General features: G+C 66.8%; 13 protein-coding genes and 1 tRNA gene. 6 read left to right on the top strand and 8 right to left on the bottom strand.

Going from position 1 to position 16819, the window contains the following annotated elements:
• Window positions 1–13: 13 nt before the first annotated feature.
• The 5 genes from JW897_RS13035 to treR all read right to left on the bottom strand — a co-directional run bounded on the left by JW897_RS13035 (window position 14) and on the right by treR (window position 6360).
• Window positions 14–877, bottom strand: coding sequence for an arylamine N-acetyltransferase family protein (locus tag JW897_RS13035; RefSeq protein WP_205466393.1), 864 nt, complete (start codon window positions 875–877; stop codon window positions 14–16).
• A gap of 123 nt (window positions 878–1000) precedes the next feature.
• Window positions 1001–2221, bottom strand: a complete 1221-nt coding sequence (locus JW897_RS13030) for a maltoporin (RefSeq protein WP_205466392.1) — start codon at window positions 2219–2221, stop codon at window positions 1001–1003.
• A 97-nt stretch (window positions 2222–2318) separates the two neighbouring features.
• Window positions 2319–3971 (bottom strand): alpha,alpha-phosphotrehalase, encoded by a 1653-nt coding sequence (gene treC / locus JW897_RS13025; protein ID WP_205466391.1) that lies wholly within the window; start codon window positions 3969–3971, stop codon window positions 2319–2321.
• Between the two features lie 16 nt (window positions 3972–3987).
• The gene (gene treP, locus JW897_RS13020) at window positions 3988–5418 is read right to left on the bottom strand and encodes a PTS system trehalose-specific EIIBC component (RefSeq protein ID WP_205466390.1); all 1431 of its coding nucleotides are present in this window, start codon (window positions 5416–5418) and stop codon (window positions 3988–3990) included.
• Between the two features lie 234 nt (window positions 5419–5652).
• On the bottom strand, window positions 5653–6360 hold the full coding sequence (treR, locus tag JW897_RS13015) for a trehalose operon repressor (protein ID WP_048415126.1): 708 nt from the start codon (window positions 6358–6360) through the stop codon (window positions 5653–5655).
• Window positions 6361–6552: 192 nt separating this feature from the next.
• Here treR and JW897_RS13010 point away from each other — a divergent pair, with 192 nt between their 5' ends.
• The gene (locus JW897_RS13010; protein WP_205466389.1) at window positions 6553–7032 is read left to right on the top strand and encodes a nuclear transport factor 2 family protein; all 480 of its coding nucleotides are present in this window, start codon (window positions 6553–6555) and stop codon (window positions 7030–7032) included.
• Window positions 7033–7050: 18 nt separating this feature from the next.
• Here the strand turns inward: JW897_RS13010 and JW897_RS13005 are convergent, their stop codons facing one another.
• Complete coding sequence (locus JW897_RS13005) at window positions 7051–7743, bottom strand: M24 family metallopeptidase (RefSeq protein ID WP_205466388.1); 693 nt, start codon at window positions 7741–7743, stop codon at window positions 7051–7053.
• A 36-nt stretch (window positions 7744–7779) separates the two neighbouring features.
• Window positions 7780–8844 (bottom strand): FAD-binding oxidoreductase, encoded by a 1065-nt coding sequence (locus JW897_RS13000; protein ID WP_205466387.1) that lies wholly within the window; start codon window positions 8842–8844, stop codon window positions 7780–7782.
• A 145-nt stretch (window positions 8845–8989) separates the two neighbouring features.
• On the opposite strand from JW897_RS13000, the gene pdxR reads away from it, so the two are divergent.
• From pdxR to JW897_RS12980, 4 genes are all read left to right on the top strand, one after another.
• Window positions 8990–10438, top strand: a complete 1449-nt coding sequence (pdxR, locus tag JW897_RS12995) for a MocR-like pyridoxine biosynthesis transcription factor PdxR (RefSeq protein WP_205466386.1) — start codon at window positions 8990–8992, stop codon at window positions 10436–10438.
• Between the two features lie 44 nt (window positions 10439–10482).
• Window positions 10483–10962, top strand: coding sequence for an SRPBCC family protein (locus JW897_RS12990; RefSeq protein ID WP_205466385.1), 480 nt, complete (start codon window positions 10483–10485; stop codon window positions 10960–10962).
• Window positions 10963–11083: 121 nt separating this feature from the next.
• A tRNA-Gly gene (locus tag JW897_RS12985) sits at window positions 11084–11157 on the top strand.
• A 63-nt stretch (window positions 11158–11220) separates the two neighbouring features.
• Complete coding sequence (locus JW897_RS12980; RefSeq protein ID WP_048415088.1) at window positions 11221–13371, top strand: AsmA family protein; 2151 nt, start codon at window positions 11221–11223, stop codon at window positions 13369–13371.
• Between the two features lie 368 nt (window positions 13372–13739).
• Here the strand turns inward: JW897_RS12980 and JW897_RS12975 are convergent, their stop codons facing one another.
• Window positions 13740–15713, bottom strand: coding sequence for a monovalent cation:proton antiporter family protein (locus JW897_RS12975; RefSeq protein ID WP_048415089.1), 1974 nt, complete (start codon window positions 15711–15713; stop codon window positions 13740–13742).
• A gap of 117 nt (window positions 15714–15830) precedes the next feature.
• Between JW897_RS12975 and JW897_RS12970 the strand changes: the two genes are divergently transcribed.
• Window positions 15831–16811 (top strand): KpsF/GutQ family sugar-phosphate isomerase, encoded by a 981-nt coding sequence (locus JW897_RS12970; protein WP_048415090.1) that lies wholly within the window; start codon window positions 15831–15833, stop codon window positions 16809–16811.
• Window positions 16812–16819 lie beyond the last annotated feature (8 nt).

Here is a 16819-nt window from a genome sequence, read left to right as displayed (position 1 = left end):
GATGGACAGGGCCTCAGTGTACCCGTCCCGGCGCGGGCGGCAAGCCCTCTCCGTTCAAGCCGGCGGCTCGCTGAAGCGCCGGGTGAACAGCCGGCGGCTCGCTGAAGCGCCGGGTGAACAGCCGGCGGAAGGTCTCGAACTCGCCCGGCGCCAGCGTCAGCCGGCATTGCCTGCCGTTGCGGGTCTCGGTCAGCGCGTCCTCGGTCAGCACCCGGCTGCCTTCGACGGTCAGCAAGGCCATCAGCCGGCTCTTGTTGAACGGCGAGCGCGGGTCTTCGGCGATGCGGCGCTGGATCTCGCTCAGCGCGCCGCAATCGGCGATCTCGTCGTCCAGGTCGAAGCCGTAGGCGATGCGCCAATCCTCGCCCTCCCCCGCCAGCCGTCGTTCCAATTGGGCGAAGCCGGCGCCGGCCGGCCAGACTACCCGGTAATCACCGTTGGCGGAGCGCGCCACTTCGCCGCACAGCGGCACCATGCGCAGCGGCTGCTTGAGGCCGTAGCCGCAATCCAGCAGATAGCCCTGGGCCTGGTGCCACAGCAGGACGGCGACATGAGTGCCGCCCAGCGGCAGCCAGTCTTGGCTGTCCTCGTCGAAGATCGTCGCGCGGATCAGGCTGGCTTCCAAGCCGTTGCGGCGCAGAAACAGATAGAGCAAGGGGTTCAGTTCGTAACACAGGCCGCCTTCGTCGCGCAGCGCGACTTTTTCCAGCAGGCTGCGCTCGCTGATGGGCTCGGGCCCGCCCTGGAACAGGCTCAGGTTTTCGAACGGCAGGCACAAGGCCGTCTCGCGCAGCAAGTCGTCGATGTCCTCGAAGGCCAGCGGCCGCTGCGCGTCCCAGCCGATGCGGGCCCGAAATAGAGCGTTGATGTCCGGCATAGTCCCTCCCGTCTAGCGTCAGACAGGCAATCTAACAGCCGCCGGACCGGATCGACAGATCAATTATCCGGGCGAGACGTTCAAAAAATTTGATGGTCCGCGCCCGGCACGCTCAAGCCTCGCTCACCACCAGTGCTCCAGCTGCACCCCGAAGGTGGAGCCGCTGAGCGCGCTGCCGAAAGCGCCGCCGTCGGCCAGCGTCGAACCGGGGGCGGCCGCCTGCTGGGCGGCGCGGTTCCAGCGCGCGTAGGTGTAGAAGAAACGCAGTTCCGGCCGGCTCCAGAACGCCTTGTCCAGCGCCAGCGTCGGCGCGATGGTGAACTTGCTCAGGGTACGCACCTGACCGTCGGCGGCCTTGACCCGGTCGAAGCCCACTTCGGCCGCCAACTTGAAGCGCTCGCCGAAGGCGTAGACCGGCCGCGCGCCGGCCGACCACCAGGTCTGCCCGCCGTCCGGCCGCGCGTCGCGCTGCCAGGCCAGCATCAGTTGGCCGCCGAACTCCCGCGTGGCCTGCCAGTCCAGCGCCTCCACCAAGCGGCTGCGGCGGCTGCCGCTGTCGCTGACGAGGCTGCCGGTACCGCCCAGGCCGGTGCCCGGCCCTACTCCGTATTGCAGCGAGAACAGATTGCGGCCGCCCAACACGCCTTTTTGCTCGTGCAGCGCGCTGAGCGACCAGCCGCTGTTCGCGCCCGCCACCTGGCCGGCGCGCTGGATGTAGCTGAGGCCCAGGCTCAGTTCGCCGCCGGGATTGACGGCGATGCCGCCCAATTGCAGATCGTGTTTGTTGGCCTGGTCCGCCTGCCACCAGTTGTCGTTGCGCGAGAAGGCGTAGCTGAGCTTGAGTTCCTGGCCCAGCTTGAAATCCTCCAGGCCGAAGCCGGTGCCGCTGGGATTCCAGAAATAGAAGTCGGCGATATGCACGTCGTGGCGCTTGTAGTAGCGGCGGCCGGCCCACAGCGTGGCGCCGTTCAGCTGCGGGATGTCGCTCCATTTGGCGTAGGCCTGCGGCAAACGGACATTGCCGTTGTCGCCCTGGAAGGTCAGCGAATGACCGTTGCGGTTGTACAGGCTGGCCATGCCCACCACGCTGAGTTTGCTGCCGTTCTCGGCTTGAAACAGCTGCTGGCCCAGTTCCAGCTCGGCGTACTGTTCGCATTCATTGCCCAGCCGGTACTTGGTTTCGGCGCCGGCCAGCTGGAAGCAGCTTTGCTTGCCGCCGCCGTCCGATCCGCCGGCGCCCAGGCGGGCGTAGCCGTGAAAATCCAGCGCTTGCGCGGCAACGGGCAGCAACAGGGGGGCGGACAAGGCCAGCAAGGCCAGGCCGCGGGGGGTGAATTGAGTCATTGTTCTCTCCATTTCCCTTAGTTTTGGGCACAGCGCGGCCTGCCGGCCGGGAATGCCGGCAGCTCGCAGAGGATTAACGCCTCGAAAATTCTGAGGCTCAGTTCAGCACGGCGCGGTACAGCAAGGATTCATAGGGCCGCAGCCGCGCCCGGGCGGGATGCGAGGCCGCGTCGGCGTAGTTGGCGCACAGCAGCTGCCAGCCGTGGTTCGGCGCCAGGTACTCCGCCGGCGGCGAGTAGTCGCGCTCCTCGGCGCTGAAATTGCTGATCACCAGCAGCTTCTCGCACTCGCCGGTCCGCGCGTAGACCCACAGCGCCGGATCGTCCGGCGTCAGGCAGCGGTAATCGCCGTCGCTGAAGATCGGGTATTGCTTACGCAGCGCGATCAAGCGCCGGTAGTGCTGCAGCACCGAGTCCGGATCGCGGCGCGCGGCGGCGACGTTGACCGTCTCCGCGTCCGGCGCCAGCCCTATCCACGGCTCCCGCCGCGAGAAGCCGGCGAAGCGGCCGTCGTCCCATTGCATAGGCGTGCGCGAGTTGTCGCGCGACTTCTGCCGGATCGCCGCCATCGCCTGCCCGCGCTCCAGACCGTCGGCCAGCAATTGCCGGTAGGCGTTATGGGTTTCCACGTCGCGGTAGTCTTCGATGTCGGCGAAGCCGGGATTGGCCATGCCGATCTCTTCGCCCTGGTAGATGTAGGGCGTGCCTTGCAAGCCGTGCAGCGTGGACGCCAGCATCTTGGCGGACTCCACCCGGTAGCGGCCGTCGTCGCCGAAGCGCGACACCACCCGCGGCTGGTCGTGGTTGCACCAGAACAGCGCGTTCCAGCCGCCGCCCTCGTGCATGCCGCGCTGCCAGTCCGACAGGATGCGCTTGAGCGCGATGAAGTCGAACGGCGCGGCGCGCCATTTCTCGCCGTCCGGGTAATCCACTTTCAGGTGGTGGAAGTTGAAGGTCATCGACAGCTCGCGCCGCTCGGGATGCGAATAGGCGACGCAGTGCTCCAGCGAGGTGGACGACATCTCGCCCACCGTCATCAAGTCCCGGCCGGCGAACACTTCGCGGTGCATCTGCTGCAGGTATTCGTGCACTCGCGGGCCGTCGGTGTAGAAATGGCGGCCGTCGCTGTCGTCCTCGGAAAAGGCCGGGTCCTTGGAAATCAGATTGATCACGTCCAGCCGGAAGCCGGCCACGCCCTTGTCCGCCCAGAAATTCATCATGTCGAACACCGCGCGCCGCACCGCCGGATTGTCCCAGTTCAGGTCCGCCTGGGTCTTGTCGAACAGGTGCAGATAATACTGGCCGCTGGCCTCGTCCCACTCCCAGGCCGATCCGCCGAACTTGGAGCGCCAGTTGTTAGGCCGGTCGCGCCAGATGTAGAAATCGCGATAGGGATTGTCCCGGCCCTGCAGCGCCTGGCGGAACCACGGGTGCTCGGTGGAGGTGTGGTTGACCACGATGTCCAGCATCACTCCGATGCCGCGCAGCCGGGCTTCGGCCAGCAGCAGTTCGAAGTCGGCCATGCTGCCGTAAGCCGGGTCTATCGCGTAGTAGTCGCTGACGTCGTAGCCGTTGTCGCGCTGCGGCGAACGGTAGAACGGCGTCAGCCACAGATAGTCCACGCCCAGCCAGGCCAGGTAGTCCAGCTTGTCCGCCACGCCCAGCAGATCGCCGGTGGCCGCGCCGTGGTGGCTGTAAAAGCTCTTGGGGTAGATCTGGTACACCACCGCGGATTTCAGGTTCTTGTTCATTGCTACGGCTTTCTCGTCAGGACTGCGGCAGCTGGCGGCGCGCCAACACCCAGGTCAGCGCGAACGGCGCCACCAGCGCCACCACCATGCCCGCCAGGAACATCGGGATCTGCTGCGGAATGATGGAGATGAAGGCCGGCAAACCGCCTACGCCTATCGCCGAGGCGCGCACATGGCTGAGGGTGATGGTGGCCGCCGCCAGCGCCGAACCGGCCAGCGCCGCGTAGAACGGCAGCTTGTAGCGCAGGTTGACGCCGAACATCGCCGGCTCGGTGATGCCGAAGAAGGCGGAAATCGCCGAGGTGGACGCCATGCTCTTCTCATTGCTGGCGCGCGCCAGCCAGAACATCGCCAGCGCGGCGCTGCCCTGGGCGATATTGGACAGCGCGATCATCGGCCAGATGAAGGTGCCGCCCTGGTTGGCGATCAACTGCAGGTCCACCGCGATGAACATATGGTGCATGCCGGTCAACACCAGCGGCGCGTACAGGGCGCCGAACAGCATCGCGCCCAGCAGCGGCGCCAGATTGAACACGTAGACCAGCGCGTCGGTGATGGCGATGCCCAGATGGCGCGCCACCGGGCCGATCACCGCCAGCGCCAGCACGCCGCTGACCACGATGGTGACGATGGGCACCACCAGCAGCTGGACGGAATTGGGCACCCGCGGCCGCAGCCACAGCTCCACCCGGCACATCACCCAGGTGGCGGCCAGGATGGGCAGGATCTGGCCCTGATAGCCCACTTTTTCGATGCGGAACCAGCCCAGCACGTCGAAATACGGCAGCGCCGCGCCGTCCAGGCCGGCGGCGGCCTTGCCGTAGTTCCAGGCGTTGAGCAAGTCCGGATGCACCAGCAGCAGGCCCAGCACGATGCCCAGCACCTCGCTGCCGCCGAAGCGCTTGGCCGCCGACCAGCCCACCAGCGCCGGCAGGAACACGAAGGAGGTGTTGGCCATCATATTGATCAGCCCCCACACCCCGTCCAGGCCCGGGTAGGCGTCCAGCAGGCTCTTGCCGTCGATGAACATGCCCTTGGCGCCCAGCAGATTGTTCAAGCCCATCAGCAGGCCGGCCACGATGATGGCGGGCAGGATGGGCATGAACACGTCGGAAAACACCTTGACCAGCTGCTGCAGACGGCCCTGTTTCTGATCGCCGCTGGCCTTGACCTCGGCCACGGTGGCGCGCTGCAGCGCCGCCAGTTCGATCAAGGGCTGGTAGACCCGGTCCACGTCGCCGGAGCCGATCACGATCTGAAACACCCCGCCGTGGCTGAACTGGCCCTTGATCAGCTCCACCTGGCGCAGCGCCTCCTGGTCCACCCGGCTTTCGTCCTTCAAGGACAGCCGCAGCCGGGTAATGCAGTGCGCGGCCTGCTGCAGATTGTCGCGGCCGCCCACCGCTTCGAGTATCCGGGCGGCAATGTTCTGGTAATCGTGGCTCATTTGGGGGTCCCTGTGTGTCTCGGCCTGGCGGTCTGCGCCGTCTAGCCCGTTATCAAACCTGGCGGCGGTATTGGCAAGCGCCGCCGATGCTGATGGCACGCTAACTGGTACAGACGAGTTGTGTCAACACTCGTATAGACGAGTTTGCGCAAAATCAAGCAAGCCCGTGCGCGGACGCAACAGCCGCGACGGCTCGCTTCAAATCAAGGGATTAGCGCGCGCGACGCCGGGCCGCTATTTGCGGCGGGCGACGTCGGAGAAGAAGAATTTGTCCAGCCGATGGCGGGACTCGGTGTATTCGAACTGGCGGCCGTCGTAGAGATGGGTGTGGTTCTTGACCACGATCACATGGTCCATGCCGTTCAGGTCCAGGTAGCGGCGATCGTCGTCGCCGCAGGCCTGCGCCTCTATCACCCGGCGCGCGTAGCTGATGTTCAGGCCCAGCCGCTGTTCGATGAATTCGTAGATCGAGCCGGCGGCGGCCTCCCGGTCCAGCCCCGGCACCAGGCCGGCGACGAAGTAGTTGATGTCCAGGATCACGTTTTCATTGTCGATATTGCGCACCCGCTTGATCCTGAGCAGCGGGGTTTTCTCGCGCACGTCCAGCAGCCGCGCCAGTTGGGCGTCCGCCGGCACCGTTTCCATCTCCGCCACCCGGGTGCTGACGCGGCGGCCCAGGTGCTGATGCGCCTCCTTGAAGCTGACGATGCCGCTGAGCTGGAATTCGATATTGCCGGAACGCAGCACGAACACGCCCTTGCCGTGGATTTTCTGCACATAGCCGCGCTCCTGCAGCATGTCCACCGCCTTGCGCACGGTGCCGCGGCTGGCCTCGTAGCCCTGCATCAGCTCGGCTTCGGAAGGGATGCGGTCGCCCTGCTGGTAACGCTGGTTGTCGATGTCGGCGACGATGTCGGAAAAGATTTGGCTGTATTTGTTCACGGCGTGGATTCGGCAAGATCTGGCGGAGCGCCCCAGTCCGGCAGTCTGCCTCAAGCGCGGGCGGCGCGCCAGCCCGCGCCGGGCGCGCTCTTGCGCCGCGCGCAATAGTGCATTGCCGGCCGCGGCTATTCCGCCCGCGGCGGCGGCGGCGCACACTGGCCGCACCTTAAGCCCTTTCCACAGGAGAACAAGATGTCCTCGTCCGCCCCTCTTCGTCCGCCGCTGCCGCCCTTCGATCGCGCCGGCGCCGTCCTCAAAGTCCGCCTGGCCGAAGACGGCTGGAACAGCCGCAATCCGGAACAGGTGGCCCAGGCCTATACCGAGGACAGCCAATGGCGCAACCGCGCGGAATTCCCGCGCGGCCGCGCGCAAATCATCGACTTCCTGAGCCGCAAATGGCGGCGCGAACACGAATACCGGCTGATCAAGGAGTTGTGGGCCCACGACGGCGAGCGCATCGCGGTGCGCTTCGCCTATGAATGGCGGGACGAGGCCGGCCAGTGGTTCCGTTCCTACGGCAACGAAAACTGGGAGTTCGCCGCCGACGGCCTGATGCAACGCCGCTACGCCTGCATCAACGATCTGGCCATCCGCGAAGACGAGCGCCTGTTCCACTGGCCGCTGGGACGCAGGCCGGACGATCATCCCGGCCTGAGCGAGCTGGGACTGTAAGCAAGTCCTAGGCGCCCATCACTCCTCGAAACAGGCATCCTCCAGCAACATGTCCTCGAAGAAGGCGCCGAAGGGCCGCGACGGGTGGCGGATATGGATTTCCAGCACCCACAGCATGCGCGCCGGCGTGAAGTCCACCTCCGCCAGCGGCCCCTCGTGGATGGCCGCGTGCGGGAAATCCGCCAGCCGGTGGCCGGACAGGTCCAGGTTCAGCGCCCAGCCGCGGCCGGCGGCGCAGTCCTCGGCGAACCGGTACAGCTCGCGCCCGCTACAGCCTTCGCTCGCCCATTTGCGCCTGACCTCGTGGAAAATGGCGCGGGCGTCGGCGGCGCAGCGCGCCATCTCAGGATCGGCGCCGGTGACGAAGCTGTCGCCGCCGTCGCCCTCCCACTGTTTCCACACCGGGCCGATGTCGATGAAGAAAATATCGTCGTCGCCCAGGCGCACGCCGGGATCGGACGCCGCGCCGAAAGTCTTCAGCGTATTGCGGCCAAAGCGCACGTAGACATCGTGCCAGCCGCGCAGCATGCCGCGCTCGGCCAGGATGTCCTTGGCCAGCTCCACCGCGTCCTCCTCCAGCATCCCCGGCCGCATCGCCGCGGCGATCAGGGCGATCGCCTGCCGGGTTTTGTCGCGCACCGCCATCAATTGCTGCGGATCGAAGGCCGGGCCCACGCCCTCCAAGGCCGATTGTTCAAGGTTTGCTTCCATTTCATGCTCCTTTGCTGAATGCGGGCAGGCGGCCGCCTACCCGGGTACGACAACGCTCAAACCGTGCAAGCGCGGCTGCAGCGCGATCTGACAAGCCAGCCGGCTGCGGCCGTCATTCACTTCCAGCACTTCCAGCGCCGCCAGCAGCCGCCGCTCCGTACGCTCCATCGCCGGCAAGCGCGGCAGCCAGTCCTGTTCGACGCGCACCAGGCAAGTGCCGCAGGCGGCCTGCCCGCCGCAAACGCCGCGCATCAGCCCGGCGGCGGCCAGCGCCTGCATCAGGCTGCCGGCGGCGGCCACTTCCAGCCTCCGCTCCCCGCCATCCGCGACGCGCACGCTCAAGGCCACCGCCTCCGGGGCGGATGCGGCGGAAAGCGCCGGCTGAAACGCGTCGGCCAGGAAGCGTTCCTCCGGCAGGCCGCGCTGTCGCGTCAGCAACTGGCGCGCCGCGCCCACCATCGCCGGCGCGCCGCAGGCATAGACCTCGGCGGCGCGCAAACAGGGGAAATCCTCGGCCGCCGCCTGCTGGACGAAACCGCGCCGTCCGTCCCAGCCCGGTCCGGGTTCGGACAGCACCGGCTCGAAGCGGAAACCCGGACGCTCGCGCTCCCACGCCCGCATCTCCTCAAGCAAATACAGGTCGTCCACGGTGCGGCCGCCCCAGTACAAGGTCACCGGCCGGCCTCCGGCCGCGCCCAGTCCCTGCAGCAACATCGCCCGCAGCGGCGCGATGCCGGTGCCGGTGGCCAGCATCAGCGCCTGTTCGGCGCCGGAGTCCTCCCGCCACACGCAGTCACCGTAGGGCCCCTCCAGCCAAAGCGCGTCGCCCGGCCGCGCTTGCCGACTCAGCCATTCGGAAAACGCCCCGCCCGGCTGCAGCCGCACCTGCAGCTCCACGCCGCCGTCGGCGCGCGGCGCCGCCGCCATCGAATAACTGCGCGTCAGCCCGCCCGGAGCCGTCACCGACACGAACTGCCCGCCGCGAAAACGCAGCGGCTCCGCATCGACGCACTCCAGCCGCAAGCCGCGCACCTCGCGTCCCAGCCTCTCTATCGCCGCCAGCCGGTAGCCGCGCGCGCCGCTGTCTGTCTGTTCCGTCATTTCCGTTCCTTGATCTCTCTCGCCGCGTCGGCGGCGCTGATGACCGGAAAGACTTTAGGCGGTCTTTGGACCAGCAAAAACATCCAGTTTTGATAAGATTGATGGTCCAGAAACCAGAAGTGCGGACCAGGGAAGGAGAGCGCGCATGCTGCGCAAATGGAATTTGCAACTCAGCCTGGACCGAGGCGGCGGGCTGCCGGTGCACCTGCAAATCGCCCAGCGGATCAGCGCCGACATCCAGCGCGGCCGGCTGCCGCCGGGCGCGCCGCTGCCGGGCAGCCGCGAATTGGCGGCGCAGTTGGGCGTCAACCGCAAGACCGCGGTGCTGGCCTATGAGGAACTGGCGGCGCAAGGCTGGCTGCTGACCCAGGGCCGGCGCGGCACCTTCGTCGCGCCCAGCCTGCCGCTGTTGTCGCCGCGGCCCGCGCCGGCCGCCGCGCGGACGCCGACAAGCGTCCCCGCGAACGACGCCATCGACTTCGGCGACGGGGTGCCGGATTCGCGGCTGATTCCCTTCGACGTGCTGGGGCGCGCCTACCGCCGCGCGCTGATCGCCGCCGCCCGCGCCGGGCGGCTGGCCTACGGCGATCCGCGCGGAGAATTGCCCTTGCGCCAGGCCTTGGCGGAAATGCTGGACATGGAGCGCGGCCTGGACGCCGACGCCGAACGCATCTGCCTGGTGCGCGGCAGCCAGATGGGCATCTATCTGGCCGGCCGCGCGCTGCTGCGGCCCGGCGACGCCGTGGCGCTGGACGCGCTCAGCTATCCGCCGGCGCGCGAAGCCTTCCGCTCCCTGGGCGCGCGGCCGCTGGACGTGGAACTGGACGCCGCCGGCATGCGGCCGGACGCGCTGGAGCGGCTGTGCCGAACCCAGCCGGTCAAGGCCGTCTACCTGACCCCTCACCACCAATACCCGACCACCCTGATGATGCCGGCCGAACGGCGCTTGCAATTGCTAGCCCTGTCGCGGCGCTACGGCTTCGCCATCATCGAGGACGATTACGACCACGAATTCCACTTCAGCCGCAGCCCGGCGCTGCCGATGGCCAGCCTGGACGCCGCCGAGCGCATCGTCTACGTCGGCTCCCTGTCCAAAGTGCTGGCCCCGGGCCTGCGCGTCGGCTATCTGGTGGCCGAGCCCGCCATCATCGAGCGCTGCGCCGCCGACATCATGCTGATAGACCGCCAGGGCAACGCCGTCACCGAGCTGGCGGTGGCGGAACTGATGCACAGCGGCGAACTGAAACGCCATCTCCGCCGCGCGCTGCGAGTCTATCGCGCGCGCCGCCAGGCGCTGGCCGACGCGATAGACCGCCATCTGGCCGGCCTGGCCGACTACGATCTGCCCGAAGGCGGCCTGGCGCTGTGGCTGCGGCTGCCGTCCTGGGTGGACATGCCGCGGCTGTGCGCGGACGCGCAAAACGCCGGCGCGCGCGTCTTGCCCGGCGGCGCTTTCGCCGGCGACGGCCGCGACATCCCCGCGCTGCGCCTGGGCTTCGGCGCGCTGGAGCCGGCTCAGTTGGAGCAAGGCGTCGCCCGCCTGGCCCGGGCGCTGCGTCGGCAAATTCCCGCGGCGGGATTGCGAACCTCATGACAAAGAACTAATCTGAGCCGATACCTCCACCCGAAAGGCCAGCCATGGACCACGCCAACGGCCCGTACCGTCTCACGCTGGAACGCCTGATCGACGCCCCGCCGGAACAGGTTTACCGCGCCTGGACCGAAGCCGAACTGCTATGCCAATGGTTCACCCCGCGGCCGTGGACCGTGGCCTCGGCCGAACTGGACGTCCGGCCCGGCGGCTCCAGCCTGGTGGTGATGCGCAGTCCGGAAGGACAGGACTTCCCCAATCGCGGCGTCTATCTGGAAGTGCGGCCCGGACGCCGGCTGGTGTTCACCGACGCCTACACCGAGGCCTGGCTGCCGTCGGCCAAGCCCTTCATGACCGTGACGCTGGACTTCGAAGCCCGCGACGGCAAGACCCATTACCGCGCCGACGTCCTGCACTGGACCGAGGCCGACCTGCGCGAGCACGAGGCGATGGGCTTCGCCAGCGGCTGGGGCCAGGCCACCGATCAGCTGGAGGCCTTGTTGGCCGGGCTGCGCAAAGAGCGTTGAGCGCGCGCTTGTTTATCAATCGCTTAGCTCGCGCCGTCGCCGCCGGAGCCGTCCGCTCCGCCGCGGCGCCTTGCCAAAACAGGCAAAAACCGCTACATTCGGGCGCTCTAGCCGAAAACGCGCGGGTGTAGCTCAATGGTAGAGCAGAAGCTTCCCAAGCTTACGACGAGGGTTCGATTCCCTTCACCCGCTCCAGTCCGATTTCCCAACCCGTAACCTAGATCCAAGCGCTGGCATGGCCCATCCGAGCATCCCCCAATGAAATTGAACTCCGGCCGGCTGTGGCTTCGCATCGCTGTTTACAGCCTCACCGCGCTGATTGCGGTCGTCGTGCTGGTGCAATCGCTGATCTACTGGCAATTCAATGAAGCCCAGGTGCGCGGCACCCTGTCCCACGCCTTGCAGGACACCGGCCGCGTCATCAGCATCGAAGGCCGCGTCACTCCGGTATTGTTCCCCTCCCCCGGCATCCAGATCGAAAAACTCTCCGTCTCCGAACCGGGCCAGCAAACGCCCTTCGCCCGCGTGGAGGAATTGCGCGTAGGCCTGGCCTGGTGGCCGCTGCTGTTCGGCAACCGCGAAGTGAGTTCGGTGGCCCTGTACGGCCCCAGCGCCAACATCAGCCGCGGCGAAGACGGCCGCCTGTCCATCGCCGACCTGTTCCAGCGCCATAGCCAGAGCAGCTTCTCCGTCAAGCTGGACACGCTGAAGATACGCGAAGGCACCCTGGTGCTGTCCGACCAGATGACGCATACCGACAGCCGCGTCGCCAGCATCAGCCTGGACGCCGACGATCTGCGCGGCAGCGCCAGCCTCAGCGCCGGCGCCATCCTGGAACAGGGCTCGCGTCCGGTGCGGCTGGCGGTCAACACCCCGCTGTCCATCCAGGACGACCAGGTCAGCCTGGAAGCGCTGGACGCGGTGGCGATGACCCAGGTGCCCGGCCTGGGCGAAAGCAAGCTCACCGTCAGCGGCCAGTACAAGCTCAATTTCGCCACCTTGCAGGCCACCGGCAGCAATGTGGCGCTCGCCTTCAGCAGCGAGCGGCCCAGCAGCGAAGTCCACCTGGCGCTGCCGCAGATCAACGCCAGCTTCGACGAACTGACCATGCCCTCCGGCCAGCTGAGCGCCAAGCTCAGCTACGCGCGCAGCCAGTACCAGCTGGAAGCCGCGCTGGAAAACCTCAAGCTCAACGAAGCCGGCCTGTACGCCGACAAGCTGCACGGCGACTTCAACTGGCTGGCCGGCTCCACCAAGGTCAACGTCAAGCTCAACGCGCCGCTGTCGCTGGCCGGCATGAACCAATTGCGGATGCAGCCGCTGGCGCTGACTTCCACCATCACCACCCCGCTGCTGCCGCGCGGCAAGCTGGTCTCCACCATGGACGGCGCGCTGGACGGCGACCTGGACGAGCCGCGCTTCAATCTGCGCGTCGCCGGCAAGATGGACGGCTCCGACCTGGCGGTCACCGTCAGCCAGTACGGCCTGATCAAGCCGCGCCACGAGGCGACGGTGTCGGTGGGCCGGCTGGACCTGAACCGCTATCTGCCGGAAAGCAAGGGCGACCCGGTGGCCATCTTCCAGAACACCGGCGACATCCCCCTGGACTGGCTGGACCTGTTCGACCTCACCGGCAAGGTGGCGATAGGCGAACTGGCGGTGGGCCGCTTCCGCATCAAGCAGATCAGCAGCAATGTGCGCGTCAACCCGCGCGAGCTGGAGCTGGACCAGATGTCGGCCGACATCTACGAAGGCCGGCTGCAGGGCGACGCCAGCCTCAGCCGTCGCGACGTGCCGCAGCTGAAAGTGAACCAGACGCTGCAAGGCATGAAGATTCGGCCGCTGCTGGTGGACCTGTTCAACTTCAGCCGCCTGGACGGCAAGGGCAACGGCAAGATCGACATCAACGCCGACGGCAAATCTTTCGCCCAGCTGCGCGACACCCTGAGCGGCAATGTGCAGATGAGCCTGAACAACGGCGCGCTGACCGGCATCGACCTGGTGGCGGCGCTGAAGAACCTGCCGGCCGAGCTGAAGGAATGGAACAGCGCCGCGCAGAACGACCAGAAAACCACCTTCTCCACGCTGTCCAGCAGCTTCCGCCTGGACAAGGGCGTGGCGCGCAGCCAGGACCTGAAGCTGGCCTCTCAGCTGATGAATGTGGGCGGCGGCGGCAAGATAGACCTGAAGCAGAGCATCGTCGACTACACCATGGACGTGCAGGCCAACCCGCTGGCCTTCGCCCGCCTCAAGGGCGTCAACGTGCCGCTGAAGATCACCGGCCCGCTGAACGCGCCGGTGTACGCGCTGGACTTCAACGCCATGGTCAAGGGCAAGAAGACCGAGGTGGAGAAGCAGCAGGCGCTGAAACAGCAGTTGCAAAAGCAGATCACCACCATCCTGCCTTAAGAACCTGTTTACGATCTGCTGCGCGTCGTGGAGCGTTACACGGTGAGCACAGCTTCGAAATGCTCATGTACCACGTGTATATTCCGCTTTCTCAGCCGCAACGCCTTGTCTCGCCTTAGCTCGCGAGATCGTCAACACGTTCTAAGCTCCGGCAAGCGACTTCAACACGAACGGCCCCCGCGACTCACGTCGCGGGGGCCGTTTCCATTTACGCCTTCAACGCCGGCAAAGCCCCACAGGCTGGAGCGAAACCACACCTAAAGACTTAGCAAGCGGAATCCACATGCGGCATCCGGGCATGTCTGAAGTGGCGCTCACCCTATGGCGCGCCACGACGCTCGGCAGATCGAGAGCCCCTTCCTAAACCGCTACTCCCCCTGCAGAATCCGGTACTCGGCCAGCGCCAGCTGCTCCGGCGTGCCCAGCAACACCAGCGCGTCGCCCTGCTCCACCTCGAAACTGTCGTCGAAATCGGTGCGCCTCACCCGCTGACGGCGGATCGCCTTCAACTCCACGCCCAAATCCCCCAAATGCAGATTGGCCAAGGGCTGGCCCACCGCCGCCGCCCCGGTGCAGACCTGCACGCTCTGCAAGCGCGGCACCAAGGCTTCGTCCATGGCCTCGCCCTCGTCGCTGGCGCCGCGGAAAAAGCCGCGGAACAGGCCGTAGCGCTCCTCGCGCACCGCGCGGATGCGGCGCACCACCCGGCTCGGCGGCACCCCGACCACCAGCAAGGCCTGCGAGGCCAGCATCAGGCTGCCCTCCATTACCTCGGCCACCACCTCGTCTGCGCCGGCGTGGCGCAGCTGATCCATATCGCTGTCGTCCACGGTGCGCACGATCACCGGCAGCCCCGGCCGCGCGTGTTCGACCGAACTCAGAATGCGCAGCGCCGCGTGGGTGTCGGCGAAAGTCACCACCACCGCCTTGGCGCGCATCAGGCCGGCCGCCACCAGCACCTCGTGCTTGCCGGCGTCGCCGAACACCACCGGATCGCCGGCCTCGCCTGCCTCGCGCACCCGCTCCGGGTCCATGTCCAGCGCGAAGAACGGAATCTCCTCCGCCTCCAGCAAGCGCGCCAGCGCCTGGCCGCTGCGGCCGTAGCCGCAGATCACCACGTGATCGTTCTTGGACATGCTCTCCACCAGCATGTGGTGCAGGTCCAGCGCCTGGAACATCCAGTCCTGCTTGATCAGGCGACGGGTGATCTTGTCGCCGTACAGGATCAGGAAGGGCGCGATCAGCATGGAAATCAGAATCGCGGCGATCGCCGCCTGGGCGGTGCCGGCCGGCACCAGATGCAGGTTCAAGGCCAGCGCCAGCAGCACGAAGCCGAATTCGCCGCCCTGGGCCAGCGCCAGCGCGGCGCGCATGGACTCATTGGACTTGTGACGGAAGCCGCGCGCCACGCCGAACACCACCGCCACCTTGATAGGCAGCAGCAGGGCCAGCATCAGCAGCACTTCGCCGAAGCGCTCGAACAACACCGTCAGCTCCAGCTTCATGCCGACGGTGACGAAGAAGAAGCCCAACAGGATGTCGCGGAACGGGCGGATGTCCTCCTCCACCTGGTAACGGTATTCGGTTTCCGAAATCAACATGCCGGCGACGAAGGCGCCCAAGGCCAGCGACAGGCCGGACAGCTCGGTCAGCCAGGCCACGCCCAAGGTCACCAGCAGCACATTGATCATGAACAGCTCGCCCGAGCGCTGGCGCGCCACCAGATGGAACCACGGCCGCAGCAGCCGTTGGCCGAAAAACAGCAGCAAGGCCAGCACCACCACCACCTTCAGCGCCGCCAGGCCCAGGTCCATCCACAAGGTGTCGCTGCCGCCGGCGAAGGCCGGGAACAGAATCAGCAAGGGGACCACCGCGATGTCCTGGAACAGCAGCACGCCGATGGCCAGTTGGCCATGGGTCTGGTTCAGCTCCAGCCGCTCGTTGAGCAGCTTGCTGACGATGGCGGTGGACGACATCGCCAGCGCGCCGCCGACGGCGAAGCCGGTCAGCGGGCTGCCGCTGAGCCAGCCCACCGCCAGCCCCACCAGCAGCATGGTCGCCGCCACCTGACCGAAGCCGACGCCGAACACCAGCTGCCGCATCGCGCGCAGCTTGGGCAGGGAAAACTCCAGGCCGATGGAAAACATCATGAAGACAATGCCGATCTCGCCGAGAAAGGCGGTTTCCTCGCCTTGCGGAATCAGATTCATCACGCCGGGGCCGGCCAGGAAGCCCACCACCAGATAGCCGAGCATGGCCGGCACTTTCAGGCTGCGGCACAAAGTCACCGACAACACCGCGGCCAGCAGAACCAAGACGATAGGGGCAAGAGACGAATGCATCGCGCGGCGGAACTCCTGAGGCTGATGGGGTGGAAGGCTGCAATTTTTAACACATGCCAAGCAAAAGATGCACCAGCCTGCGTTCAGCGATTATAACCTTTGATATACTTTCGAATTATGGAAAAAGTACAAGCTCCGTCCCGGCTTCAATTGGCCCGGGAAGTCCTGCAGATCGAGTCCGAAGCCCTCACCGCGCTGTCGAGCAGCCTGAACGGCGACTTTCTCGCCGCCGTGGACCTGATCCTGGCCAGCGCCGGCCGGCTGGTGGTCACCGGCATGGGCAAGTCCGGCCATGTGGCGCGCAAGATCGCCGCCACGCTGGCCAGCACCGGCACGCCGGCCTTCTTCGTCCACCCGGGCGAGGCCGCCCACGGCGACCTGGGCATGATCACCGCCCAGGACATCGTGCTGGCGCTGTCCAACTCCGGCGAAAGCGACGAGATCATCGCGCTGCTGCCGGCCTTGAAGCGCAAAGGCGTGCGTCTGATCTGCATGACCGGACGCGACGGCTCCACCATGGCGCAGGAGGCCGACATCCACCTGGACGCGCGCGTGGAGAAGGAAGCCTGCCCGCTGGGCCTGGCTCCCACCACCAGCACCACGGTGCAGATGGCGCTGGGCGACGCGCTGGCGGTCACGCTGATGGACGCGCGCGGCTTCGGCCAGGGCGATTTCGCGCTGTCGCATCCGGGCGGCAGCCTGGGCCGCAAACTGCTGGTTCACGTTTCCGACATCATGCACAGCGGCGACGAATTGCCGCGGGTGGCGCCGGGCACGCCGCTGAAGGACGCGCTGCTGGAACTGTCGCGCAAGCGGCTGGGCATGCTGGCCGTCTGCGCCGCCGACGACTCCCTGCTGGGCGTCTACACCGACGGCGACCTGCGCCGCACGCTGGAGCGCTCCGCCAACCTCTACGATCTGAGCATCGACCAGGTGATGAGCCCCTCGCCGCGCACCATAGGCCCGAAAAAACTGGCCACCGAGGCGGTGTTCCTGATGGAACAGAACAAGATCACCAGTCTGCTGGTCGTAGATGAAGACAACAAGCTGATAGGCGCGCTGCATCTGCACGACCTATTCAAGGCCGGCGTGATCTGAGTCGCCGG

Origin of the sequence: Chromobacterium alkanivorans (assembly GCF_016937655.1) — a bacterium.
In the GTDB taxonomy this organism is placed as follows: Bacteria; Pseudomonadota; Gammaproteobacteria; order Burkholderiales; family Chromobacteriaceae; genus Chromobacterium; species Chromobacterium alkanivorans.
Note: the sequence above shows the minus strand (reverse complement) of the source record. Positions and strands in the feature narration are given on the sequence as shown.